We start from the raw sequence: 25,225 nt of genomic DNA on the forward strand, positions 1-25,225 counted from the left end.
ATGCACGGGCAACCCGGGCGGGCGCAGTGCTTACAGTGGCCAGACGATTGGCATAAGGATTGCGCCCACAATAAAGATCAGCAAGGTCAACGGTAAACCAAGCTTCAGAAAATCCACAAACCGATAACCACCGGGGCCCATCACCAACACGTTGGTCGGGTGCGACACCGGACTGGCGACACTCACTGCCGCAGCCAGCGCAACAGCCATCATGGCGGCATGAGGCTGCACGCCCAGACCGATGCTCACCGACAGTGCAATCGGTGCCATCAGCACCACCAACACCACGGTGGGTATGATAAGCGTGCCCACAACGGTAAGAAAGTACAGACCTGCAACAGTCAGCCAGGGGTTGTAGTCGCCGGTCAACTGCAATAACTGTTGCGACAGATAGGCCGCCGCCCCGCTGCCCTGCATCGCCGCCCCCAGTGGCATCATGCCTGCCAGCAGCACAATCGAGCGCCAGTGGATAGCCTTGTAGGCCTGCTCCATGTTCAGGCAGCGCCCCAACACCATCAGGGTGGCACCGATCAGCGCGGCAATGTAGATCGGCATCAGACCCAGAATGGACAGCAGCACCACCAGCGCCATGCAACCCACGGCAATCGGTGCGCGCGACTTGTCCACCTCCGGTGCAGACACCGGGTTCAGAATAATCAGGTCACGGTTTCTGTTCAGCTGCGCCAATTGTTTGAGTGGTGCCACCAGCAACAGCGCATCACCGCGCTGCAGTTCCATATCGCCAAGGCCGGAGCGGTAGGGGCGACCGCCGCGCCAGACCGCAGCCACTTCCACTTGCCAGGCTTCACGCAGTTTCAGGTCTGCCACGGTTTTGTTGTTGATCCATTTGTGCGGATGCATGATGGCCTCAACCATGGCCAGTTTGCCCTGTTCAAAAATTTTCATATACGGCGTAGCATCATCCAGCATGCGCAACTGCTGCAGGCCGCGCAATAAATCGAAATCCTCCTGACGGCCCTGCACCAACAGCAGATCGCCCCCTTTGATCTCTTCGTCCGCTGGCAAAGGGCGGATGAAATCACCGTCCCTGAACATCGCCAGCAAACGCAGATCAAAGGCCTTGCCCAACCGGGAGTCACCAACGCTGCGCCCGGCCAGCGCCGCGTCTTTCGGTACTTTCAGCACCAACAGGCGTTCATCGAGATGGTACTTCTGCAGCACGCGCTCTTTGTCCAGCGCGGTGACACCAATGAACTTGAACTTGTCGCATAAAGCCTTGAGAACTTTTTCGTCTCCCTGAATCAACAGCTGATCACCACTGACAAAGGTATAGTCTGACAGGCGTGTTCGACGCACTGTCTCCCCGCTGAGCACTGCCAGCAACCAGGATTGTGTTGATTCGTAGAATTCAGCCGCGGTCATGCTTTTACCGGCCAGGGCAGAGTCATCACTGACAGTGACTTCATAGAGGCCGGCATCCTCAAGCAGGCGATCATGAAGTACCGGCGCCTCTCTTTCGATGGACAGCTCGCTCCACTGCCGTAACAGTTTGAAGCGATCCAGACGTCCCTGTGCCAGCAGAATATCACCTGCCTGCAGCCGGGTGACCGACGAAGGCAGCGCCTGTGTATGGCCCCCGCGACTGAGCGCAATAATCATCAACCCGGCGGCAGTGGTCAAACCCGCTTCGCCCAGACTTTTGCCTACCAGCAAGGATTCTTCCGGTACCTGAACCGCGAAAATACGCTCCTGCAAACTGTAAAGTTCGCGCAAATCACGACTGTCACCAATTTCGGCCACAGGGTCACGGGCGGGCAGCCAATGCCGACCGACCAGAGCTACAAATGCCGTGCCCACCAACAGAACCGGGACCGCGATGGGTGCGAAATCAAAGAATCCGAAGCCCTCAAAACCGGCCTCTTGCAGTGCGGTACTGACCAGCAAATTGGGCGGTGTACCGATAATGGTAAGCGCGCCGCCCAACAGACACCCAAACGCCATTGGCATCAACAAGCGTGATGGCGTGGCACCGACCTGACGGGCAACACCCACCACCACCGGCAACAGCAGTGCGGTGACGCCAATATTGTTCATGAAAGCCGACAGCAGGCCCGCCAGCAGCATGAAGGTAATGACCAGGGCCATTTCGCTGTCGCCGGCGACCCTGATCACCCGCTGCCCCATCATGTCGGCAATGCCGGCACGGGTCAGGCCATCACTGAGGATAAACATGGCCCAGATCGTGACGACCGCGGGATGGCTGAAGCCAGCGATGGCCTCCTCCGGACTGACCAGACCCGTCACCGCCAGCGCACAGAGCACCAGCAGTGCGACCACATCCATGCGCAGTTTTTCGGTGGCAAAAAGCAGCACCGCCACCAACAGAATGGTCAATACCAGTGCGATATCAAATGTCACTCAAACAATCCTTTTGTATGTCATGCAGCGTTAATACCACGGCACCATCATAATCCCAAAAAAAACCTGAAACATCAACATGATAAATACGAATCATGGAATCTGGCGAGGCCGCCCGGGGTTTCACCTGCCTGGTGTCGGCCTTCGGCTGGCCTGATTGAGCTTTGCCAGGAAATGTGATTATATCTGCGCCCATGAAGACACGTCTGATAATACTGCTGATAACCGCCCTGTCACTGGCCGCATGCTCCGACGAGCTGGCGAGTAACCGGCCCTTTATTCTGACCACAGCCACCACCGGCGGTGCCTACTATCCCATTGGCGTGGCCATTGCCACCATCGCCAAGTCGCAGCTCAGTGAAGACTATGACATCAGCCTGTCAGCTATCAGTTCGGCCGGCTCACTGGAAAACATTAAACTGTTACGCGACAACCAGGCCCAGTTCGCCTTGCTGCAAGGCCCGTTTGCTGCCTGGGGCTGGAATGGCGAAGGCCCCATCGGGCGTCCGCAGACCCATCTGCGCTCGGTCGGCGCAGTCTGGCACAACGTGGAGCATTTTGTGCTGATGACAGAACTGGTGGAAAACGGGAGCATGCAGGACTTCCGTAACCTGGATGGTGAACGTTTTGTGCTGGGTGCCCGCAACTCGGGCGCCGAACAGACCGGCCGCTACATTTTTGACGCGCTGGAAATCGATTACGAAAACCGTCTGTCGCTGGCCTACATGGGTTACGGCGGCGCCGCCAATGCCATTCAGGATGGCAATATTGTCGGCATGAATGTACCCGCCGGTGCGCCGGTCAGCGCGATTACCCAAGCCTTCGCCCAGATGGGGGAAGACATCACTCTGCTCAATTTCACCCAGGAAGAGCTCGATGCCATTAACCGGCGCTACGACCTGTGGGACTGGTATGACCTGCCGGCAGGAACCTACCCGAACCAGAACGAACTGGTACGCTCCATCTCCAGCCCCAATGTGCTGGCGGTTCGCGCCGATGTGCCTGAGGATGTGGTTTATCACATCACCCGCACCATCTGGGAGAACCTGGCGGCGCTACAGGAGATTCATGGCGCCACCCGCGACATGCGGCTGGAACGGGCGACACGCGGACTCGGTGCGCCACTGCACCCGGGCGCCATTCGCTACTACCGGGAACAGGGTCTTGAGATTGCGCCTCATCTGATCCTGCCTGGCGACGACCGGCCCGCTGACGCCAGTGTGCCGTATGCAACTGATGCTACGGTCGACAACAGCACCACAGAACAATAATAGCAACGAGTCCGCACTATGAAATCACCTTTACTGAAATGGGCGGCGTTTTTATTTGCCCTGTTTCACGTCTACGTCAACGTCTTTGCCACGATGTCGGAGTTGTGGTTCTCGACCATACACTTTGGTGGTTTTGTTGCGCTGTGCGCACTGTCCAGCAATGAGAAAAATGCCGACGGTGTAACACCCACCCTGCCCATGAAAATCCTCAATGTGGCACTGGCTGTCGCCGCGGTGATCATCACTGCCTACATGATACTGTTCGAAGACGCACTGTACGCGCGCGAAGCCGAATTTATACTGTCGGATTACATCATCACAGCCGTTGCCGTGGCCCTGGCCATTGAATTCACCCGCCGTACCACCGGCTGGTTCATGCCCGTTCTGATCCTGATTTCCCTGAGCTACATCCTGTTCATGGGCCGCTACATCACCGGCGTGTTCTCCTTCCCCGGTCTGAGCCTGGAAACCGTGCTGTATCGCAGTTATTTCAGTGAAGAAGGCATGTTCGGCCTGACCGCCAATATCTCAGCTACCTATGTGTTCATGTTTATCCTGTTCGGATCTTTCCTGCTCAAGTCAGGTGCCGGTGACTTTATTGTCAACTTCGCGCGCTGCCTGGCCGGGCGTTTCACCGGGGGCGCCGGTATCGTAGCCGTGGTGGGGTCGGGTCTGATGGGGTCAGTGTCCGGTTCAGCCGTCGCCAACACCGTCTCTACCGGGGTCATTACCATTCCGATGATGAAACGCTCAGGCTTCCCGGCCCAGTTCTCCGCCGGCGTGGTGGCGGCCTCATCCACCGGCGGCGCATTGATGCCGCCGATCATGGGGGCGGGTGCATTTGTTCTGGCCAGTTATACCCAGATTCCCTATCTGCACATTATTTCGGTCTCCGCGTTGCCCGCCTTGCTGTTTTACCTGACCGTCATTTTCTTTGTCCGTATCGAAGCCAAGCGCCTGGGTCTGATCGCAGACAAAGCCGGCGACCACGAAAGCATCTGGAATGTGGTCAAGCAGGGCTGGCACTTCATTATTCCCCTGGCCGTGCTGGTCGGTCTGCTGGTGGCGGGTTATACCCCGATCCGCGCAGCCGCCGTCGCAATACTGGCCGTCATCGTATCGTCCTGGTTGTCACCGACACCGATGAAGCCCGGGGATATTTTTGAAGCCACGGTTGATGGTGTGCGTACCATGGTGTCGACGGCGCTGCTGCTGGTTGCGGTCGGCCTGATCATCAATGTGGTGACCACCACCGGACTCGGCAACGCCTTTTCACTGATGATTGTAGAATGGGCCCAGGGTAGCCTGTTGATCAGCCTGGTGCTGGTTGCCCTGGCCTCCCTGATTCTGGGCATGGGCCTGCCGGTGACTGCCTCCTATATCGTGCTGGCAACACTCGCTGCTCCCATTCTTTACGACCTGATTGCCCAGGACCAGATGATCGCCGCGCTGCAGGCAACCGACCTGCCCGCCAGTGTCACCGCCACCATCAACCTGTTTGGCGGTGACCCGCTGGTGGCATTACGGGAGATGCCGCTGGAGATGCGGCAAATACTGCGCCAGGAGCTCCTGAGCCCGGAACTGCTGACAGGCATGTTGCTGAGCGCACACCTGATCATTTTCTGGTTGTCGCAGGACAGTAACGTGACGCCGCCGGTTTGTCTGGCCGCGTTCGCTGCCGCCGGTATTGCCGGCACCAGACCCATGGCGACCGGCGTCACGTCATGGAAAATAGCCAAAGGCCTGTACCTGGTCCCCGTGCTGTTTGCCTATTCGCCCCTGATTTCAGGCACCTGGCCGGAGCGCTTTTACACATTCTTCTGGGCCTGCATCGGGATGTTTGCGATGGCGGGTCTGCTGCAGTGGCGTCTTGATCGCCCGCTGAACCTGATCACCGCTGCAATGCTTGCCGTTGGTGCCGGTCTACTTATGTGGGCGCCCTTGACGGTGTATCATCATATCGTTGGCGCTACGCTGGTGTGTGCTGTCGTATTCTGGCAACGTCGTCAGAATAAACTGGAGAGTCCGGTACAGGCCTGAACGAGCACCACAACATTCGATTACGGACAAGCTTTAATGCTTAAGAGACGTACCCGCTCATGTTTTCTGAAAAAGAACTTAATCTGGAAGAACATGAACTGCGGGAGCAGATTCGAAGCCTGTCCGGGGTTCAGCGGCAATTCTACCTGGCCCAGGAAAGCGCCCGCCTGAAGGATCCCGATCGCTATTTGTTATTAAACTGGCTGTTTCCGCTGGGCCTGCATCATTTCTACCTGAAGCGCTGGGGTCGAGGTGTCATCAACATGGGTCTGACGATGGCTGGCCTGGCATTGCTGCTGGGCACAGGTGAGCGTTTGTATGGTGCCATGTTACTGACAGCCGTGGTATTCATCGAGATTCCGCAATTACTCAATGCCCGGCACCTGGTACACAGTCAGAACAATCGAATCATGGCCAAATGTCTGGCGCGTGCCCAGAGACATCCAGGCAACAAGGATGCAGGCTAATGCTCGCCGAGACTCACCGCTTCATGTCACTCATGGCACGTATCCGTCAACTGCACACCCGGGTTCAGGCTCTCGGCGCGCGACTGCGTCCACATTTTCCGTTTTCCGTGGCCGGACTGTCGGTTCTTGCCCTGGCACTGCTGGCCCTGCAGGGGTTCGGCTATCAGCGTATGGACCTTGTCGTGTTTGCACTGACCGTGTGCGCACTGAGCATTGTCACTTTCAGTGTCCTGATGGTCACCGTGACCGGGCTGCTGCTACGCCAACGACTGCACCGGCTCACCGAAGAGGCACTGCCCGCCTGCCAGGCAGAAGCCGGCTTCCCGAATGAAACCGGGTTTCGCCTGCCTGCACTGGCCTGGTTGCCGCTGATGACACTGGAATGGCAGGTCATCGCGCCGGACCATTTTGCTACTGTCAACAGGCTCAATCCGGACGACAACGCCGTTGACGAGGAGATCACGCCTCTGCAGCGTTGCCGCAGCAATCATGTTGTGCGCCTGTTCACGCTGCGTGACGTGCTGGGATTGTGTCGTTTTTCATGGCGCCAGTCGCAACAGGTCTCACTGCAGGTATTGCCGCAGACCGGGCGCATCCGTACCTTGCCGGTGCTACGATCCATGGAGTCTGAAGACGGCATACCCAATCCTGCCGGACGCCCTGAGGGTGACCGCATGGACATTCGACGTTATGCGGCGGGTGACTCGGTACGCGACATCATGTGGCGGGTATACGCGCGCAACCGGCACCTGAACGTGAGGCTGGCAGAAAGAAGCGTGTTCCACACCGATCGCACGCTGGCCTATCTGGTCACCGGAGACGCTGATGAAGCTGCCGCCGGCGTCGCCCGTTTCGCCCTGACTCAGGGCGCTATTGGCTCGCCGTGGGTCTTTGGCGCAGACGCCAGCGATGACAGCGCAAGCTCCCTGGCTGCGGCCCTGCCGCTGATTGCCGGCTCGCGACTGATCAAAGAGCGCGGTCAATCGCAGACGCCTGACTATGGCCTGGAGCGTTTTCTTGACCGGCACGGGTCCAGCCAGTCTGCCTGTATCATTTTTGCACCGGCCACCCCGGGTGCATGGACGGAGCGGCTCAAACGCACGCTGCAAATGTACCCCGGACCATTTTCGGTGGTGCTGAGTACGGATGGCATCAGTGACGAGAAACCCCGGCCATGGTGGCAGACCCTGGTTCTTGCCAATGCGGAATACGGCAGAGGCACGCAAGACCAATCCACCTCGACCTTACGCCATTTGATGCTTGAGTTTCATAAACTCGGGGCGCATGTTGTAATGGTTGACCGCGTATCCGGTCTGTCTTTTGACCAGCATTTGAAAAGAGTTTAATGTCGTTAACCTATGACTGACCTATACCATGAGTGAAACTTCGCAGCCGCACAGGACGATGGCGCCGACAACGCAGCCAAGGCTACAGCAAAGTGCGATCAGAGCACTGATCCTGGCGACCGCCTGCTGGGTGCTGAGCACGCCTTTAACCACTGTCGCCGGCTCCGCTGCGGCCTTTACCGGCTGCCTGCTGGCCTGTCTCTGGCTGGACCGACAACCGACCCGCGCACGTCTGTTCCGCCTGCGCTCACCTCTGATTGTACTCATGATCCTGATCACCATCGCCCTGGGTGGCGTGGTGGGGAACTGGCTTACCGGCGCATCCCTGATGGCACAAACACTGGGCGCCATGGCCAGCTATCAACTGGACCAGATGCTGTTCTGGCTGCTGTTGGCAGGGGGCATTGGTCTGACCCTGCGGCTGCTGGCGCGGCGCCACAGCTGGGGCAGCATTCCGGAACTGCTGTTCGTTGCCAGTGCGTTTGTCATCACCCTGGCCGCTCATCAGCGCGGCATGATCGACAGACCTTACTTCATCGGCGATTTTGCCCTGATACGCGGCATTGATCCCTCGTCAATACTGATGGCCATCGGCGTTGTCGCGGTGCTGGCGCTGGCAGTGCTCCTGATGATGGAAAACAACCACAAGCGCCTGCCCTACCATTTCTCGGTACTCGCCGTATTGTGTTTCTCTCTGCTGGCCTATGTGCAGTTTTTTGGTATGCCCACACCCAGCCTGACCAACGACCTGGGGCTGACCGGGCAGTCAGCAGCAGGTGGTAGTTCACAATCGGACAACCCGTTCCGGGATGGCGAAAACGACGCCAGTGATCGTGAGGCGCCCGTCGCCATCGTGCTGTTCCGTGATGACTACGAACCCGACAGCGGCGCTTACTACTTCCGCGAATCGGCTTATTCCCAGTTTAACGGCACGCTTTTATGGACTGCCGAGGACGACAGCCTGGACCAGGATCTGGTGGCGGAATTCCCGTCTTCACCCATTGAGGTATCCGACCAGATACCTGCCCAGGACAAACGCCGACGTGTAACCACCACTATTGGTTTACTGACACCGCACCGCAGCCCGTTTGGCCTGGATGCCCCGGTCCGGTTCGAGCGCGCGCCCAATCCCAACAGCCTGCGTTTCCGTCAGACCTACACTGTTGACTCACTGGTACCCGAATTCGATTTCCCGGATCTCATCGGTCGCCAGGCGGGCTCACCGGACTGGTCAGTGTCGCAATGGGCCGAATACCTGGAAATGCCCGATGACCCCCGTTACGGTGAATTCGCGCGGGAGCTGATTGCTGATCTGCGCCCGGCGTTTGCCGAGGATCCTTACGCCAAAGCGCTGGCGGTCAAGGAGTGGCTGGACACCAACGGCATTTACAGCCTGGCCAATGAACACGCCTATGCCAGTGATCCGGCGGCCTCGTTTCTGTTTGGCGACATGACCGGCTACTGTATTCACTTTGCCTACGCCGCCACTTACCTTTATCGCAGTCTCGGCATTCCCGCCCGTGTCGGTGTGGGATACTCGGTACCATCGGCCAACAGGGCCGGCGGCTCCGCTTTGCTGATACAGGCCGTGCACGGCCATGCCTGGCCGGAGATCTACCTGCAGGACCTGGGCTGGGTCATTGTAGACCCGACCCCTTCGCAGACACTGGTCGACATGTCGACTGATCCGCAGGATTCATTGCAACAGATGCTGGGCGACATGCTGCGTGACGATGCGGCGTTTGAAGCCTTCCTGCGTGATCAGGGCGGTGACAGCCGCTGGTCGCTGGCCGGTATGGGCCGCGCCATCCTGGTCCTGATCACAGCATTGCTGAGCGCTGCTTATCTGATCAGAATTTACCGGGCGCGAATCCCCGCCTGGGCCAGTACACCGCATCAGTATCGGCTCCAATACCGCGCCGCACTTGATCAGTTGTCGACGTTTGGCATTGTGCGCCGACACGGCGAAAGCCGGGAAGCCTTCGCCCGCAGACTGGCGCCTTCATTGCCCACGTTTGTACTGCTGACCGATCACCATCTGCGCGCCGCACCCGGCTATGGGTTGGCCCCGGCGGGTGCAATGCAGCTGGTTTTTAACCACCAGAATAATGACCAGAACAACGGCCAGGACAACGACCGCCAACACTGGCAACAGTTGCGCAACCAGGTGCAGCAGGAACTGGCGCAATCGCAGCCACACTGGCGCCGATTGATTGCCGTGGTACATCCGGCGCCCTGGTTAAACGCCCGTTAGTCGGCAACAATAAACGCATAAACAATCCACCAGATTATCTTTGAGCATCCAGGCAGGAGTAAAGCATGCAAGTGATGGAAGCGACGGCCCCGACGACCACGGCTTTGACCGAGGCCAGTAACGTCCTGCAACGACTGGCGGGTGCCGTGCGCGCTCAGGTAATCGGGCGCGATGAGGTGATTGACCTGACCGTGATTGCCTTGATGGCGGATGGACATGTACTGCTGGAAGACTTCCCCGGCTCCGGCAAAACCACGCTGGCGAAAGCACTGGGTGAAGCCATTACAGACGACGCGGCCATTACAGATGCGCCGACATCTGCGGCATCATTACACGAGGTGCCCATCGCCGCCTTCCGCCGTATTCAGTTTACCCCCGATCTGCTGCCATCGGACGTCACCGGTAGCCCGGTATTTGACACCAACAGCAATAGTTTTCATTTCCGTCACGGGCCGATATTTGCGCACGTGGTACTGGCAGATGAAATCAACCGTACCTCGCCCAAGGTTCAGTCTGCCATGCTGGAGGCCATGGGCGAGAAACAGGTTACTGTCGATAACATTACCTATGCCCTGGATCCGCTGTTTTTTGTCATCGCCACGCAGAACCCGCTGGATCTGGTCGGCACTTACCCGCTACCGACGCCGCAACTGGACCGCTTCCTGTTCAAGATCACGATGTCACATATCGATCGCGACGCCGAGCTGGCAGTGCTGGACACCTGGCAGCAGCGCCGCAACCCCGATGCTGACCGCATCCGCGTCGGACGCAATGAAATACTCAGTGCTCGCCGCAGTATTGATCAGCATGTGTACATCGCCGGTGCTATCAAGACCACGCTGGTTGACATCTCGCGTGCACTGCGTGCCGATGACAGGGTACTGCAGGGCAATTCAACCCGCAGCCTGGTATTGATCCTGCCTGCGCTACAGGTACTGGCCGCCCTTCGCGGCCGCAACTACGTTAACGCCGATGATCTGGAAATGCTGCTGCCACATGTGCTGGCACACCGTGTTGAACTGGCACCGGGCGTCGCCGATTTTGCCAGAGTCTTGCGCGATTGCATGCGTGAACCACTGGAGCAACTGGCGCGCAGCACACTTAAGGCCCATCACCCGTCCGACACATGAAACGGTAGCCATGACCCAGCAAATCTTGTCCCAGCAAATCCTGTCACAGCAATTCTTGCCACAAGCGCCAGTCAGATCCCGGCTGACAGCCCTCGTCAAAAATGCACTGACGGGACTGCTGCTGTCCGTGCTGCTCCCGCATGCGGTATTGCAGGCTCAGGAAAGTGAAGGCGACTTTGATTCAATCCAGTTCAATTCGCAGCGTCTGTGTTTTGGCATGAGCGGTATTTCCGAGGAACGTGCACTGGCCATCTGCGATGCTCTGGCGCTGGGTGAAAATGTGCGCGCCCGGGAACTGGCCCAGCAATGGGTATCCGATGCGCCCGAAGCGCCCGGCGCCCAGTTCGCCCTGGCCGAAGTACTGTTCCGCATCGAAGGCAATTTGCCGCGCGCCCTGTTTCACCTCAACATTGCCGAATCGCTGACCAATTATGGTTCTCTGGGCCGGGCCATGGAATCAGGCAACCTGGAGTGGCATTACCTGACCCTGAGCCAGCTGTCCTATGCCCATCAGTTGATCGGTGATCAGGAAAAATCCCTGGCGTACCTGGACCAGATCAGTAGCATTTACGGACAGGATACCGAGTCATTCCGAGGCTGGCCGCTGATCAAGATGAAGCGCTATGATGAGGCACGCGCCAGTGCCGAAAAAGTGCTGGCGAGCAGCGACAATCCCCGTGATCGCAGCCGCGCCTGGAACACGCTGTGTGCCGTTGAACTGGCCGATCTGCGTCCTGCGGAATCGCTGCAGGCCTGCGAGAATGCCATGAGCGAGGACGAAGACATAGCCGCTTCACAGGCATCAGAACTAGACACCGTGCATCTGCTCAACGCATCCGAAGTGTCGTTGAACCTGCTCCGTTTCGACGAGGCCGAGGACTATCTGGATCGTGCCTCGCGCCAGATTGACCCGGACAGTGTCGGTAATCCATGGGTCTACAAGTTATACCTGTACATGAACCAGGGCCGCTTTGATGCTGCTCGCGATGCGCTGGACAATATGCTGGTCTGGCGCGACAATCAGTCCCCGCTGGTGGGGGTCATGAACCGCGCCGATCATTTCATGGTCAGCGCAGTATTCCTGATGCTGGCCGGTTATCCGGATGACGCTGCCCGACTCACCCAGACGGCACTGAACCAGCCCGATCGCACCGGTTCGTATACCGCCGACGAAGACCAGAAGGATTCGTTTGCCGCACTGGTCAACAGCGTTGCTCACAAAATACGCTATGAACGCATGCGCGAAGAGCTGGCCACCCATCCCCGATTGGGTGCCTGGCGCCTGCGAATCGAAGCCCAGGCGGCCCGCTTCCGTGCCTGGCGCTCGGCACGTCACGCCGCATCCCTTTTTGCAGACGAAGAAACCCTGAGCAACCGTCTGCGTCCTTATGCCCCGTTGGACGTCCACATCCCGGAGTGGCTGGAACCGGAGCTGATAGCGTTGATGGGGCCAGGTGTCATGAGTCAGCTTCTGGGCAGCGCTGCCGGAGACGGGGCGTTCGCGCTCAATCAGGGTTACGTATTTGCTTACCAGACCGAAATAGCAGCGCAACAAAACAGGCATGGTGAAGTACTGGACATGGCTGAACAGGCTTTGCGGCTGCTGCCTGCCCAGGAGGTCATGTTACGGGCGCGCGTGTCGGCGCGACTGGCCAGTGCAGCATGGCAGGAAAATCAGGCGGAGCGCGCACTGGACCACTACGCCGCAGCACTGCGCCAGGACCCGACCGTTTTACGTCGGCTGAATCTGGCTGTTCCGGTCACCCCCGGCGGCAGTAACAGTGAACTGGCAGCCGAACTGATATCCTATCTGGACCGCTCGCCCAGATTTGTCATTAACGAGCGCGGACTGCCGCTTGAAATCATGTCGACACAGACGCCCGGTCTTTGCCTGCGCGATACGGCCGGCGACGCCCTGTCCTGCGCAGAGCTGCAGACACCGGAGAACCCCGGTGACGACAGCCAGGCTCAGCTCCTGGCGCGTCAGTTCCACGACAGCACGTTCAGTCTGGCGTATACTATCGACCGGTCCAAACGCGTAGCCCTGCTCGGCAACAGCGTTATCTTCAGCAATCAGAACTCCGCCTCGCAGCAAAGACAGGACACCGTCTTGCAGCGCTGACGTCTACACTTCAGGTCAGGTTTTTATGCACGATATCCCGGGGTCCCTGTCTCGTGGCTTGATACTGTTGCTTGCCGCCGCCTCGGCACTGGGGCCGGTCGCCATGCAAATCATGCTGCCCGCCATACCCATCGTACGCGAACGCTTCATGGTCAGTACCGGCACTGCACAGCTCACACTCAGCCTGTCGATGTTGTCCATCGCCATTGCCACCCTCATCTATGGCCCGCTGTCGGATCGCTACGGACGACGCCCCATCATGCTAATTGGCATCTGCATCACCGTTTTTGGTTCGGTGTTGTGCATGCTGGCCGGCAGCATTGAATGGCTGATTGTGGGTCGTATCGTACAGGCAGCCGGCGGTGCGGTGGGACTGGTGCTGGCGCGCGCCATTGTCCGCGACGTTTATCAGGCTGATGAGGCCGCCGGTATCATCGCCACCCTGGTCATGGTCATGGTGGTGATGCCCATGCTGTCGCCGGTGATCGGCGGTGAGATGCTGGTGCGTTTTGACTGGCACTCCATCTTTTACCTGGTGGCGGCCATCAGTATTGTCATGCTGGTTGCCATGTTCCGCTATTTACCGGAAACCTTGCATCGCAAAGTGAATTTCACCGGTGTCGGCAGCATGCTGAAAGGGTTTGCCACGCTGTTGCGCGCACGCACATTTTCTGCGTATGCGTTCAACGTCGCCTTTGTCTCGGTGGTATTTTTCAGTTTCATTTCCGCCGCACCCGAGATCATGGTATCGGTGTTCAATCGCCCACCCAACGAATACGGCTACTACTTCATCATGATTCCGCTGGCCTTCATGGTCGGCAATTATATGGCGCGCGGATTATCAAAAAAATGGGGCATCCACCGCATGATCAGCATGGGGTCACGGCTGAGCATCATTGGCATCGGCATCGCCATCGCACTGCAGCTGGGTGGCCTGCACCATCCCCTGGCGCTGTTTACACCGGTCGCGCTGAGCACCTTTGGCAACGGTATTTCGCTGCCCAATGCCCAGGCCGGTGCCATCAACGAGTTTCCGGAGATGGCGGGCAGTGCCTCCGGCCTGACCGGGTTTCTGCAGATGGGATTGTCGGCCGTCGCAGCGCAACTGGTCGCGCTGCTGTTCAATGGCACCGTGTATCCGATGTTGCTGCTGATGCTGGTTGCAGCCTTGATATCACTGTGGAGTTTCACCCGGGTTGAGCGCTGAACGCATATTGTCAGCCATCAAAGTCCGGTGTGTGCCTCGACGTAGTTCACGGTGTGATTCTTGATGTGCTGCAGTGACATGAACATGTCGCTGTAGGTTTGTGCGGTCATTACCTGGCATTGCCCTGCGCGCAGACGATCCAGGTGTCGTTCACGCATGTCCTTGCCCAGCTTTTTGATCTGTTTTGAATCCGCAATCAGGGATTTGAACTCCGCTTTACTGGCATCACGCTCACGTGCCCTGGTCAGACGGTCAAAGTACGCAGCAACCTCGTCAAAGAAGGTCAGGATATCGGCCCAGGCTTCCGGGCTGATATCTTCGTTGCGCTTGAACAGCCGACTGCGGTAGATGCTGAACGACTGCAGCGCATCGGCAATGCTTTCGATCTCATCGGCCATTCGCATCAAACCATAGGAGCGCTCGGATTGATCCTGTGAGACGGAGCCGGTTAATACAATGGTGATGAAATTGATCATCTCCTCCTCGATATTATCGGTAATATCCTCGAGGTGATTGATACGCTCGAACAGTTTCTTTTTGTGCTTGGGCGCGGTGACATATTCCCGGCTCACCGCAAACATTTCCCGCGTAATGTCGATCATGTTGTCCATTTCCAGCCCTGCCTGCTGCAGGGCCATCTCCGGCGCCATGGTGGTGCGGCTGCCCAGATATTTGAGCTTGTGAATCTCTTTCTCGTCTTTTTGTGGCACCAGCCAGATCACGGTTTTGGTCAGAAAACCGATCAGGGGAATCCAGAACAGTACATTGAGCACATTGAACATGGTATGCGCCACTGCGATGTGCCAGCCGATATTGGGCCGCATGCCCTCGGCATCCTGAAGATTCGCTTCCCCACCAACAATAAAGTCGATAAAGGACACATACCAGGGGAATATGGCGATAAACAGGATGGCGCCCAGAATATTAAAAATGGCGTGCGCGCGGGCGGTTCTCACCGCTGAGGTATTGGCACCGATGGCTGCCAGTTGTGCGGTAATGGTGGTGCCGATATTCTCGCCAATGATCAGTGCCACGGCGGTGTCGAAATTGATCACACCAGTGGCGGCAAGGGTGATGGTAATGCCCAGCATGGCCGAACTGCTTTGCACCAGCACGGTCAGGAAGCAGGCAAGCACCACACAGGCCAGCAGGCTGGGCAGCGACTGAGCATCGAACAGGTAGAGATAGGAGATGAAATTTTCGTCAGTGCGCAGTGGCACAAACGCTCCGCTCATAAACTCCAGGCCGGTAAATATCAAACCTAGTGCGACGAACGCTTTACCCAGAGTATTGAGCCAGGTCCGTTGTGCAGCGACCATCGGGTAGATACCCAGCCCTATAAGCAACAGCCCATACTTGCCGATTTTGAAAGAGATAATCCAGCCGGTGACCGTGGTACCGATATTGGCACCCAGAATGACGCCAATGGCCTGCCTGAGCTCCATCAGACCGGCGTTGACCAGGCTGACCGTCATGACCGTCGAAATGGTGCTGGACTGGACAAACACCGTGATGCCAATACCTGCCAACACCGCCATCACACGGTTACGTGTCAGCGATGCCAGGATGCCGCGAATCGCCTCCTGGCCACTGGATTGCAGCGACTCAGACAGGTACTTGAGACCCAGAAAGAAGATGCCCAGGCCACCGATAGCGGTATACGAAATTTCGAAATAGTCCATGGGCGCGAAGTCTATAAAATGCGCCGCAATATTACAATTTCTTTACAGTTTGATGACAGATGTATTTTAATGAAGTGCGACACGGCGGTCAGCCTGGCGGTCCGGCCAGCGTCGTGAGAGCCGCCGTGATCAGTAGAACAGAGGCTGCCAGCGCAATCTGGAAACCGATTGAGCGGCGCAAATACCGCGCCCCGCTTAATACCAGCTCAGGCACAAGAAAGAATCTGTGCCTGGCGCTAAGACCCAGCAACGCAACAACCAGCAGCAATTTCAGCAGCAGCCATTGCCCGTAGGAAGAGGTCAACAGCCCGGACAGGCCACCGCTCAGCCGCCACGCCAAGTACAGGCCGCTGACTAGCAATACACCCAGCACAATCCACGCAGCCTGCCCGAACAATACCATGAGCATATGAACAGCATGCCGGTCCATCTCACTTTTGTCTCGGGCCCCCGAACGGCACACGACGTGCAGGGGGATCAAGGCACCGATCCACAGACAAACCGCAGAAATATGCAGCACCAACATCAGTCGGCTGACGATACCCAGTTCACTGACATGGCCGAGCACTGCAAAAGACACAGCCATGCACAACAGGGCACCGGCGGCCAGGATCGTCAAAACCTGCGCAGACAATATCCAGGGTACTTTTTTTGTAGCGGTCGCAGCCGACGGCCATGAGCGCGCGATGTACCAGAGGCCGGCGGCGATCAGCGCCAGAAAAAAACCGGACAGGCGCCACCGCAAACCATCGCCAAGGGTGGTCTGCGCCAGTATCTGGGAGATGACCGGATCAAACATGCCGCCGAGGCCACGCTGGTTGACAGCGCCGACCTGAAACAGAAAAAACAGGCTGGAGGCCAGAATGCCCAACACAGTCGCCGGCAGCAGGTAGTGTGAAATCAGGCCTTTGCCGAGCTCAGGTCCGCCAGTCGGGACCTGACGACACAGCCAGGCCACAAAAACAGCGCCGGGAATCGCCAGCATGGCCATATAGGACAGCCACTTGCTTACCAGTATCGCAATATCCCAGATCCCTGCGCTCACGACCGGCTCAGTGGTGGTGATGTTCGTTGTTAGTGTGATCCTGCACTTCTGCCTGCTCGCCGCCCTCGCTGACGACAAAATTGAAGGTGCCGCTGACGGTATGCCCATCCGGGCCAATAATCGTCCAGTCGACAGTGTGGGCCCCAATCATCAGCTCGGGCAACTCATGCGTGAAAGAACTCTTCGCCTCAGTAGACGGGCTGAAACCAAGGTCTATGTTATGACTGGCGCCATGAACCAGTGCCAGACGCAACAGGCGGACATCATCATTAAAATTCAGGATCAGCGCCTCCGGCATGGTCACAACAGCCTCGTGGCCGGGCGCGGACGACACCAGTTCACCGTGCGCCAGTGCTTTACCTGCAGGAATGACAAGCGCAGCGCACATCAATAAAGCGTTTAACCGGGACAGCACTTTCATAACAACTCCTTGATAAATGTGTATGCTTGATAGTATCGCATTGTACACTGCTGCGCTTAATGCATGCTGAATATCAACTGTGACACTTCGTCGCACAATTCATGGCACAACTCATGGCACAACTCATGGCACAACCCATGTCACAACGAATCCATGCTGAAACTATCACCATAACGCTATACAATAAATCATCGCTCAACTACTTGGGGAATTATCATGAAAAAGAAAACCTGGTTCGGCACCGCCGCACTGACGCTTGGCTCTTGTGCCCTGCTTTTTTCAGTCAGCAGCAATACGCTGGCGCAAAACTTACCTGAATTCACCCTGGAAACCATAAATAGCGAAATATCAATGCCCTGGGGCATGGTATGGCTGCCGGAAGGCGACATGCTGGTCACCGATCGCAATGGCGAAATCTTCCGTGTCAGCAACGGCCAGATTGGTGATCCGCTGGGCGGCGTTCCGGAAGTCCATACCAACGGCCAGGGCGGTCTGCTTGACATCGTGCTGCACCCTGACTACGCCGCGAATGGCTGGATTTACCTGAGCTATGCCAGCGAAGAAGGTGAAGGCGAAGGCAGCAACACGGCCATCATCCGGGCCAGACTCGACGGCAATAGCCTGACAGACCACGAAACTCTGTACAAAGGCGCTGAAAACTCCATGCGCGGGCAGCACTACGGCGGTCGCATGATTTTTGATAACGAAGGTTATCTGTACTTTTCCATTGGTGACCGCGGCGATCACTTCACCAATGTGCAGGACCTGAGCCGCGACGGTGGCAAAATCTATCGCCTGAACGCCGACGGCAGTGTGCCCGCTGACAACCCCTTCGTTAATCAGGACGGTGCCCGCGCAGCCATCTGGTCCTACGGCCACCGCAACCCTCAGGGCATTGACATAAACCCGGTTACCGGACAGGTCTGGGCCAGCGAACATGGCCCGCGTGGGGGTGACGAAATCAATATCGCCGAGGCTGGCAAGAATTACGGCTGGCCCTATGTTGGTTATGGTATCAACTATAACGGTGAGCCCCTGGCCGAAGCCACTCAAGGTGAAGGCATGGAACAACCCATCTGGTACTGGAACCCATCCATTGCGGTTGCCGGCATTGCCTTTGTAACCAGCGATCGTTATCCGGCGCTGCAAAATCACCTGCTGGTGGGTGCCCTGCGTGCCACCAAGCTGGAACTGCTGGAAATTCATGATGACCGTGTGTTGCGTCGCACCGACCTGCTGACCGACATCGGCCGGGTTCGTGCCGTGCGCCAGGGGCCGGATGGATACGTGTATCTGGGCATTGAGGGCGAAGGCATCAAGCGCCTGGTACCAAGTAACTGATCAGGCAGGAAAGTGAAACAGCATGAGTGAGAAATTACTGGAAGGTTATAAACGCTTCAAAGCAGGTTATTACGCACAGAACAAAGACAAGATACGGGAGCTGGCGCAGGATCAGAAACCGTCCTATGTGCTGATAACCTGTTGCGACGCCCGGCTCGAACCATCATTAATATTTGATACCGAACCGGGAGATTTGTTTGTCATTCGCAATGTCGCCAACCTGGTGCCGCCGTACGAAAAAGAAGGCGCGTACCACGGCACCAGTGCGGCACTGCAGTTTGCCATTACCGTACTGGAAGTACCGGAGATCATTGTTCTGGGTCATTCCCGCTGCGGCGGCATCCGCTCACTGGTGATGGACCAGGACAAGATGGAAAAGGATTCGTTTATTTCTCGCTGGATGTCGATCGTGGCACCGGTAGCGAAGCTGGCGGATCCGGACAGGCTGACGGATCCGGCAACCTTCACCCACTGTGAGCAGGCTGCGGTAGGTTACTCGCTGTGCAATCTGATGACCTATCCCTGGATTGCCAGCCGCGTAGATTCCGGTGCCCTCAAGATGAACGGGTGGCACTACAACATCTACAGCGGCGCGCTGAAAAAAGTGCACGATCAGGATACTATTTCTACTATCGTAGAAGAGTCCGAATCAGACTGACGTAGCTGCTTTGTCACCGCTGTTGCTGTGGCCCGCTTTGCGATCAGGCAAGCGGGCTGCAATCCGGTCCCTCAGATCATTGGCAGCCACGTACACAATCGGGATGAACACCAGCGTAATCAGCGTTGATGCGACCAGCCCGCCGATCACCACACGCGCCAGCGCGGCCTGCATCTCGGCCCCGGCACCAAAACCTACCGCCAGCGGGAAAAGACCCAAAACGGTTGTCAGGGTGGTCATCAGGATCGGTCGCAGACGCAGCCGACCCGATTTGATCACTGCAGGTATGATATCCATGCCCTCTTCGCGTCGCATCAGGTTGATATAATCCACCAGAACAATGGCATTGTTCACCACAATGCCAATCAGCATCACCATACCCATGAAACTCTGCATATTAAGCGTTGTTCCCGTCAGCATCAGCGTGGGCACAACGCCTATCAATGCCAGAGGCACCGAGAACATTACTATCAGCGGATCCAGGAAGCGTTCAAACTGCGCTGCCATGACCATGTAAATCAACACCAGCGCCATGATGATCGCCATCACAAAATCCTGCTGGGCCCGGATCTGTTCCTCGTATTCACCGCCATAAACGATGGAAAAACCGTCGGGCAATGTCAGATCGGACAATTCCGCCTGGATCAGCTCGATAGCATCCCCCAGGGCAACACCATTTTCGAGATTGGCGTTGATGTAGGTGACCCGTTGACCATCGATACGACGAATGTCGGTCGGCCCCCGGTCATAGGACGTGGTGATCAGCGACGACACCGGCACCACCTGGCCATCGGCGGCACGCACAGAGATATTGTCGATATCCTGAACATTGAGCCGGTCCTGCGGCCGCAGCCGGACGATGATATCAATCTCATCACCCTGCTCCCGGTACACACCCGCGCGCGTGCCACCGATACTGCTTTGAATCGCCCGGCTGATGTCGGCAACACCGATGCCCAGACTCGCCATGCGTTCGCGATCAAACCGCACATTCTGCTCGGGCCGACCTTCCAGGCGACTGAGATTGACATCAGCTATGCCGGGCAGCGGTTCTATGCGATCACGAATCTGCTGAGACACTGTTTCCGCAACATCCAGGTCATAACCCCGCAACTCTACCTGAATGGCATCCTCACCCCCGGAGCCAAAAATTCGCCGCATTATCCACAGGCCGCTCTGCGCCCTGACCCGAACCCGCATGCCCGGAATCGCGGTTTCCACGCGTGCCCGGATATAGTCGGTCAGTTCATCCGCGTTCATGCTGCGCTGTCCCAGATCGACCAGCGTAATTTCAATCTCGGCGTTGCTGTTGCGAACATCACGGGTGTAATGCACAACATCTTCCCAGGGCAGAATAGCCTGGACAATATTGTCCATTTCCATCATGTAAGAGTGCAGAATGGCGATATTGGTGCCCTCATCCATATCCATGCGAATACTGATGGTATCTGCTTCTGTTTGCGGCGCCAGTTCATAAGAAAGATATCTGACGCCAAAAACAGACAACCCCATCAGCAGCAGCGTCGCACCGACAATACTCAGACGATGGTTCAGCGACCAGCCAAGGATGGACTCATAGCGCGATTCGATCCGGTTCAGGATGCGTTCGTTGCTAGTCACAGGACCGGTGCGCTCGGCATCGGGCACCACGGTAAGAAAGCGACTGGCAAGCATGGGCACGAGCGTCAGCGCCACAAACAAAGAGCACACCAGCGAGAACACAACCACCAGCGCCAGTTCCTGGAACATGGTACCGGTCAGGGTCTGCATAAAAATGACAGGCAGGAAGATGACACAGGTGGTCAGTGTTGAAGCTATGATCGCACCGGTTACCTGTTTGGTTCCCAACTGCGCGGCTTTTTTCCTGGACGCGCCATTCTGGCGCAAGCGCACAATATTCTCGATCACCACAATGGCATTGTCGACGATCAGGCCAACACCCAGTGCCAGCCCCCCGAAACTCATCTGGTTCAGAGTCAGGCCACCAAAAAACAGCAAGGCAAAGGTCGCAATAATCGCAATAGGAATCGCAACCGCAATAATACTGGTGATGGAACCGTTGCGGAAAAATGCCATCAAGACGATGACGGCAAGAATGCCACCCCAGACCGCGGAGTTGCGCACACTGTCGATGGACTCCTGAATGAATTCGCTCTGATCCGTGACAATGATCATGTTCATGTCGGAGCGTTCTTCATTGATACGTTCGGCTTCCCTGCGAATCTGCTCGGCAACGGCCACGGTGTTGGCACCCTGTTGCTTGCGGATACCCAGTCGCAGCATGGGCACGTCATTGATCTCAACGTAGCGGCCCATATCCGCCCGTGCGTACTCCACATCGGCCACATCGGACACACGAAGCGCCACGTCGTTTACCGTGCGTATAACCGTGTCGCGTATTTCATCAATATTGCTGTATTCACCCAGTGAGCGCACATACAGATCACTCAGGCCACGCTGGACGTTGCCACCAGGCGCATTACTGCTTTCACTGCCGATGGCCTGCGATATGTCATTCATGGTCAGGCCGCTGGCCAACAGGCGATCGCGGTCCACTTCAATGCGAACTTCGCGGTCTATGCCGCCCCAGACATCAATGGCCCCCACGCCGGGAATCTGTTCAAACCGGCGCCGCAGGTCTCTTTCCAGCACTGTGGTCAGGTCCATCAAATCCATGTTGGACTGAGCACCCACAATCACAATAGGAGAATCATCAGGATTAAAACGGTTTATGCGGGGCGTATCCGCATCTTCGGGAAGCTGGCGACGCAATCGGTCCAGCGCCTCCCGCACGTCATTGGTGACTGAGTCCAGATTGGTGCCCTGGGCAAACCGGATGGAAACCCAGCTGTTGCCTTCGCGGGAATTGGATGACATGCGCTCGACGTTCTGTACCGTACTCAACGCATTTTCCAGCGGCTCGGTAATCAGCAGCTCCATCTCTTCGGGTCCCACATTGGGGTAGCTGATCTGGACCGAAAGTTCTGGCATCTCGATGGGCGGGAGAAGATCGACCGGCAGGAACCTGAAGCCGAGTGTGCCTAACGTGATAATGATCAGGAAGATCATTGTTGTCGCGATTGGCCGTTTGATAGAATTGTTGGTCAGTGCCATGTTGGGGTGTCCGCGTCAGAGTGCTGGATTAACGGCCTGTCAGCTGTCCGAAAGTGCCTGTCGGGCCTCGCGTGACTGCTCAATGATATTGAAGATATCCCGGCTTTGCATGCGCTGCATCTGCATGATGCGATCCCACTCCATCAGGCGCGCTCGCGCTTCGGTGACCGCGCCAACCAGCATGTTCTGGCCAACCGTGATCACCCATTGACCTTCATCTACGCCACGCACGCCACTGGCCATGCGGCCACCGGCCACTATATCAATAGGGATAAAGCTGACAGGCATCGGCGGTGATACCGCGGGGGCACCTTCAACCTCAACCACCGGGCGCAGTTCCTCGCCAGGCGCATTCATCACGTAGACACCTTCGATGCCGGTGCGCGGATGCCGGTATATGGCACTGTTGGGAATCAACACCGCCTCTTCGGTTTCACCGTACAACACATCGACATTAACAAACATGCCCGGGCGCATCAGATTATCCGGGTTGGACATGTCGATGTATGCTTCGGTACGCAGCGTCTCGGGATCAAGAAACGGTGAAATGCGTGAAATATCCGCGTCCAGTATGGTATCGGGCCAGTTGTCAGAGTACAGATTCACCGACATGCCTTCACGTATATAGTTAAGCATGCGTTCGGTCAGCAGGACCTCGATGCGCACCTCGTCTACGTCACCGATCATAAACAGTGGAGTGCCGGTACTCGCCATTTGACCGCGCTCGGCGTTGCGCAAACCCACCAGACCGCTGATCGGGGCACGAACTGTGGTATTGACCAGTTCCAGCCTGCGCTCTTCAAGCTGGGATCGCGCCTGGTTTTCCTGCGCTTCGCGCAGATCCACATTGGCCTGGGCAACGGCAACCTGAACGTCAATGGTCTCCAGATTCGCCGTGGTCTCCAGCTGGCGTTCGGTCAGCTCACGCACCCGGCGCGCCTGATTTTCCAGTTGCTGCAGATTTGCCGCAGCCTGCCGCGTCTGCGCACGTGCGATCTCCAGCCCGGCCACAGCCTGTTCGTAGCGTTCTACATATTCCGAATCACGCAGTTGTACCAGCGGGTCGCCAGCGTTGACGTAGTCGCCGTTGTCGACATAAATCTCTGTGACAGGGCCCGATACTTCCGGGTAGATTTCGGTCTGGTTGCGGGCACTCACCCGGCCGGTCAGTCGCTCTTCCAGTGGCAGGGCGCCACGCTGAGCCTGCACTGCCTCGACAGCCGGAATCGACACTTCCTGCTGAAAGCCGCCGGGACCGCCCGCGCCGCCAGCCTGACCGTTGGACCTGCCATCCCCGCTACAGGAGATCATCAGAGCTGTCGCAGAGGCAATCAAAAACGCATTGCGGGCGGGTCGGAGCATGTGTGCTGAAAAGATCATGACTGAGTAAGCCCAAATTAAATTGTGTGTTATCGCAACTATACGCGCGCCGCCCTGAACTGGCTCAAGGGCATTTAAAATCAAGCGTTTACCGGTGCAACATAGCCAGCGCCATAGCGAGAATCAATCTTAACACCTGCCTGCTGACTTGTTTTACCGTTCTTTCATAGTATTGTGTTACAAGTGTTGTCAAATCAGATACTTTTGCCCGATTGTCGCCCGGATTCAGTCATGTTGCCGACAGTTTGGCCCACTTGGCATATTTGTGCTGTTGGTTTAAGTTAACTTGTACGACACAGGCGTAAATTTCCGTTGGTCACTGACCGACATTTTTTCAGGTCACGGTTATCAGAACCATGGCCGCCAACACCACTAAAAACGCAGTTCAGGAAAACCTTTTATGAGCAGTTGGGACAACGCATTCACCGGCAAACCCGGCACCGGCGCCGTCAATTCGCACAGCTTCGGCGGTGCTGTCAGCTTTTTCCGTACCCCGTTTGGTCGTGACCTGAGCGATATCGACGTCGCTGTCATGGGCATTCCGCTGGATATCGCCGTCACTAACCGCTCAGGTGCCCGTCTCGGGCCCCGCGCGATTCGCAATGCCTCAATGTCGCTGGCATGGGAACGCCCCTGGCCCTGGAAGACCGATCCGCTGGAGGCGCTCAGAGTTGTTGACTACGGTGACTGTGAAAACAACGAAGGCGGCGGCCTGCTCAGCATCAAACACATTGAGTCCTGGATCAGCCGGATTCTGGACACCGATACCGCCACGCTGCTGCTGGGCGGGGATCACTTTATTTCCTACCCCAGCCTGTGTGCACACTACAAGAAACACGGCCCGATCGCCCTGATCCATTTTGATGCCCACACCGATACCTGGCCGTCCTCTGGCGAAGGCATCAACCACGGCACCATGTTTTACAAGGCGGCGAAGGAAGGCATTGTCCTGCCCGAACATTCGATTCAGATCGGCATCCGCACCACCAATGATGACACCCTGGGCTACGACATCGTCTTTGCACCGCAGGTCCACGAGCAAAGCGCGGCTGCGATCGTCAAACGTATCAAGGAGCGGGTCGGTGATCGTCCGGCCTACATTACCTTCGATATTGACTGCCTGGATCCGGCCTTTGCTCCCGGCACCGGCACACCGGTCCCTGGCGGCCTGTCGTCATTTCAGGCGCTCAATATCATCCGTGGCTTGACCGGTATCAATCTGATTGGCATGGACGTTGTCGAAGTAGCGCCGGCATATGACCACGCCGAACTGACGGCACTGGCGGGCGCCCAGATCGGCATAGAGCTGTTGGCGCTCTTCGCCGAGTGCAGAGCCGGCAGAAAATAACGTAGACACCGTAGCTGATC

Annotated in this window: 17 protein-coding genes; 11 read left to right on the forward strand and 6 right to left on the reverse strand. The window is 57.2% G+C overall.

All coding sequences use genetic code 11. From position 1 onward, the window contains the following. Window positions 1-30: 30 nt before the first annotated feature. On the reverse strand, window positions 31-2,379 hold the full coding sequence (locus WD071_RS04705) for an SLC13 family permease (RefSeq protein WP_368047187.1): 2,349 nt from the start codon (window positions 2,377-2,379) through the stop codon (window positions 31-33). Window positions 2,380-2,555: 176 nt separating this feature from the next. On the opposite strand from WD071_RS04705, the gene WD071_RS04710 reads away from it, so the two are divergent. From WD071_RS04710 to WD071_RS04745, 8 genes are all read left to right on the forward strand, one after another. Beyond that, on the forward strand, window positions 2,556-3,650 hold the full coding sequence (locus tag WD071_RS04710; protein WP_368047188.1) for a TAXI family TRAP transporter solute-binding subunit: 1,095 nt from the start codon (window positions 2,556-2,558) through the stop codon (window positions 3,648-3,650). 18 nt (window positions 3,651-3,668) lie between these two features. After that, window positions 3,669-5,690: a TRAP transporter permease gene (locus tag WD071_RS04715; protein ID WP_368047189.1), complete on the forward strand. Its 2,022-nt coding sequence runs from the start codon at window positions 3,669-3,671 to the stop codon at window positions 5,688-5,690. Between the two features lie 59 nt (window positions 5,691-5,749). Next, window positions 5,750-6,157 (forward strand): hypothetical protein, encoded by a 408-nt coding sequence (locus WD071_RS04720; protein ID WP_368047190.1) that lies wholly within the window; start codon window positions 5,750-5,752, stop codon window positions 6,155-6,157. Beyond that, complete coding sequence (locus WD071_RS04725) at window positions 6,157-7,503, forward strand: DUF58 domain-containing protein (RefSeq protein ID WP_368047192.1); 1,347 nt, start codon at window positions 6,157-6,159, stop codon at window positions 7,501-7,503. Before WD071_RS04720 ends, WD071_RS04725 begins: the two co-directional genes overlap by 1 nt. 28 nt (window positions 7,504-7,531) lie before the next feature. Then, complete coding sequence (locus tag WD071_RS04730) at window positions 7,532-9,757, forward strand: transglutaminase domain-containing protein (protein ID WP_368047193.1); 2,226 nt, start codon at window positions 7,532-7,534, stop codon at window positions 9,755-9,757. Window positions 9,758-9,822: 65 nt separating this feature from the next. Beyond that, complete coding sequence (locus tag WD071_RS04735; protein WP_368047194.1) at window positions 9,823-10,887, forward strand: AAA family ATPase; 1,065 nt, start codon at window positions 9,823-9,825, stop codon at window positions 10,885-10,887. A 10-nt stretch (window positions 10,888-10,897) separates the two neighbouring features. After that, complete coding sequence (locus tag WD071_RS04740) at window positions 10,898-13,009, forward strand: hypothetical protein (RefSeq protein ID WP_368047195.1); 2,112 nt, start codon at window positions 10,898-10,900, stop codon at window positions 13,007-13,009. Between the two features lie 25 nt (window positions 13,010-13,034). Continuing rightward, window positions 13,035-14,216 carry a multidrug effflux MFS transporter gene (locus tag WD071_RS04745; RefSeq protein ID WP_368047196.1) on the forward strand — a complete coding sequence of 394 codons (1,182 nt, stop codon included), beginning with the start codon at window positions 13,035-13,037 and terminating at the stop codon, window positions 14,214-14,216. Between the two features lie 17 nt (window positions 14,217-14,233). Here WD071_RS04745 and WD071_RS04750 read toward each other — a convergent pair whose 3' ends face one another. The 3 genes from WD071_RS04750 to WD071_RS04760 form a co-directional block, all read right to left on the reverse strand. Beyond that, window positions 14,234-15,898: a Na/Pi cotransporter family protein gene (locus tag WD071_RS04750; protein WP_368047197.1), complete on the reverse strand. Its 1,665-nt coding sequence runs from the start codon at window positions 15,896-15,898 to the stop codon at window positions 14,234-14,236. 88 nt (window positions 15,899-15,986) lie between these two features. Beyond that, the gene (locus WD071_RS04755) at window positions 15,987-16,943 is read right to left on the reverse strand and encodes a copper resistance D family protein (protein ID WP_368047198.1); all 957 of its coding nucleotides are present in this window, start codon (window positions 16,941-16,943) and stop codon (window positions 15,987-15,989) included. A 7-nt stretch (window positions 16,944-16,950) separates the two neighbouring features. Then, entirely contained in the window at window positions 16,951-17,364 is a 414-nt protein-coding gene (locus tag WD071_RS04760; protein WP_368047199.1) for a copper resistance protein CopC, read from the reverse strand. Window positions 17,365-17,580: 216 nt separating this feature from the next. Here WD071_RS04760 and WD071_RS04765 point away from each other — a divergent pair, with 216 nt between their 5' ends. Further along, a complete protein-coding gene (locus WD071_RS04765; RefSeq protein ID WP_368047200.1) occupies window positions 17,581-18,705 on the forward strand; it encodes a PQQ-dependent sugar dehydrogenase in 1,125 nt (374 codons plus the stop codon). Window positions 18,706-18,727: 22 nt separating this feature from the next. Next, complete coding sequence (locus WD071_RS04770) at window positions 18,728-19,363, forward strand: carbonic anhydrase (protein WP_368047201.1); 636 nt, start codon at window positions 18,728-18,730, stop codon at window positions 19,361-19,363. On the opposite strand, the gene WD071_RS04775 is transcribed toward WD071_RS04770, so the two are convergent. Beyond that, window positions 19,355-22,477: an efflux RND transporter permease subunit gene (locus tag WD071_RS04775; protein ID WP_368047202.1), complete on the reverse strand. Its 3,123-nt coding sequence runs from the start codon at window positions 22,475-22,477 to the stop codon at window positions 19,355-19,357. The genes WD071_RS04770 and WD071_RS04775 overlap by 9 nt on opposite strands. 39 nt (window positions 22,478-22,516) lie before the next feature. Continuing rightward, window positions 22,517-23,839: an efflux RND transporter periplasmic adaptor subunit gene (locus WD071_RS04780; RefSeq protein ID WP_368047203.1), complete on the reverse strand. Its 1,323-nt coding sequence runs from the start codon at window positions 23,837-23,839 to the stop codon at window positions 22,517-22,519. Window positions 23,840-24,257: 418 nt separating this feature from the next. Between WD071_RS04780 and speB the strand changes: the two genes are divergently transcribed. Continuing rightward, window positions 24,258-25,205 (forward strand): agmatinase, encoded by a 948-nt coding sequence (gene speB / locus WD071_RS04785; protein ID WP_368047204.1) that lies wholly within the window; start codon window positions 24,258-24,260, stop codon window positions 25,203-25,205. The last annotated feature ends 20 nt before the right edge of the window (window positions 25,206-25,225 follow it).

Source organism: Pseudohongiella sp., from assembly GCF_040877505.1.
In the GTDB taxonomy this organism is placed as follows: Bacteria; Pseudomonadota; Gammaproteobacteria; order Pseudomonadales; family Pseudohongiellaceae; genus Pseudohongiella.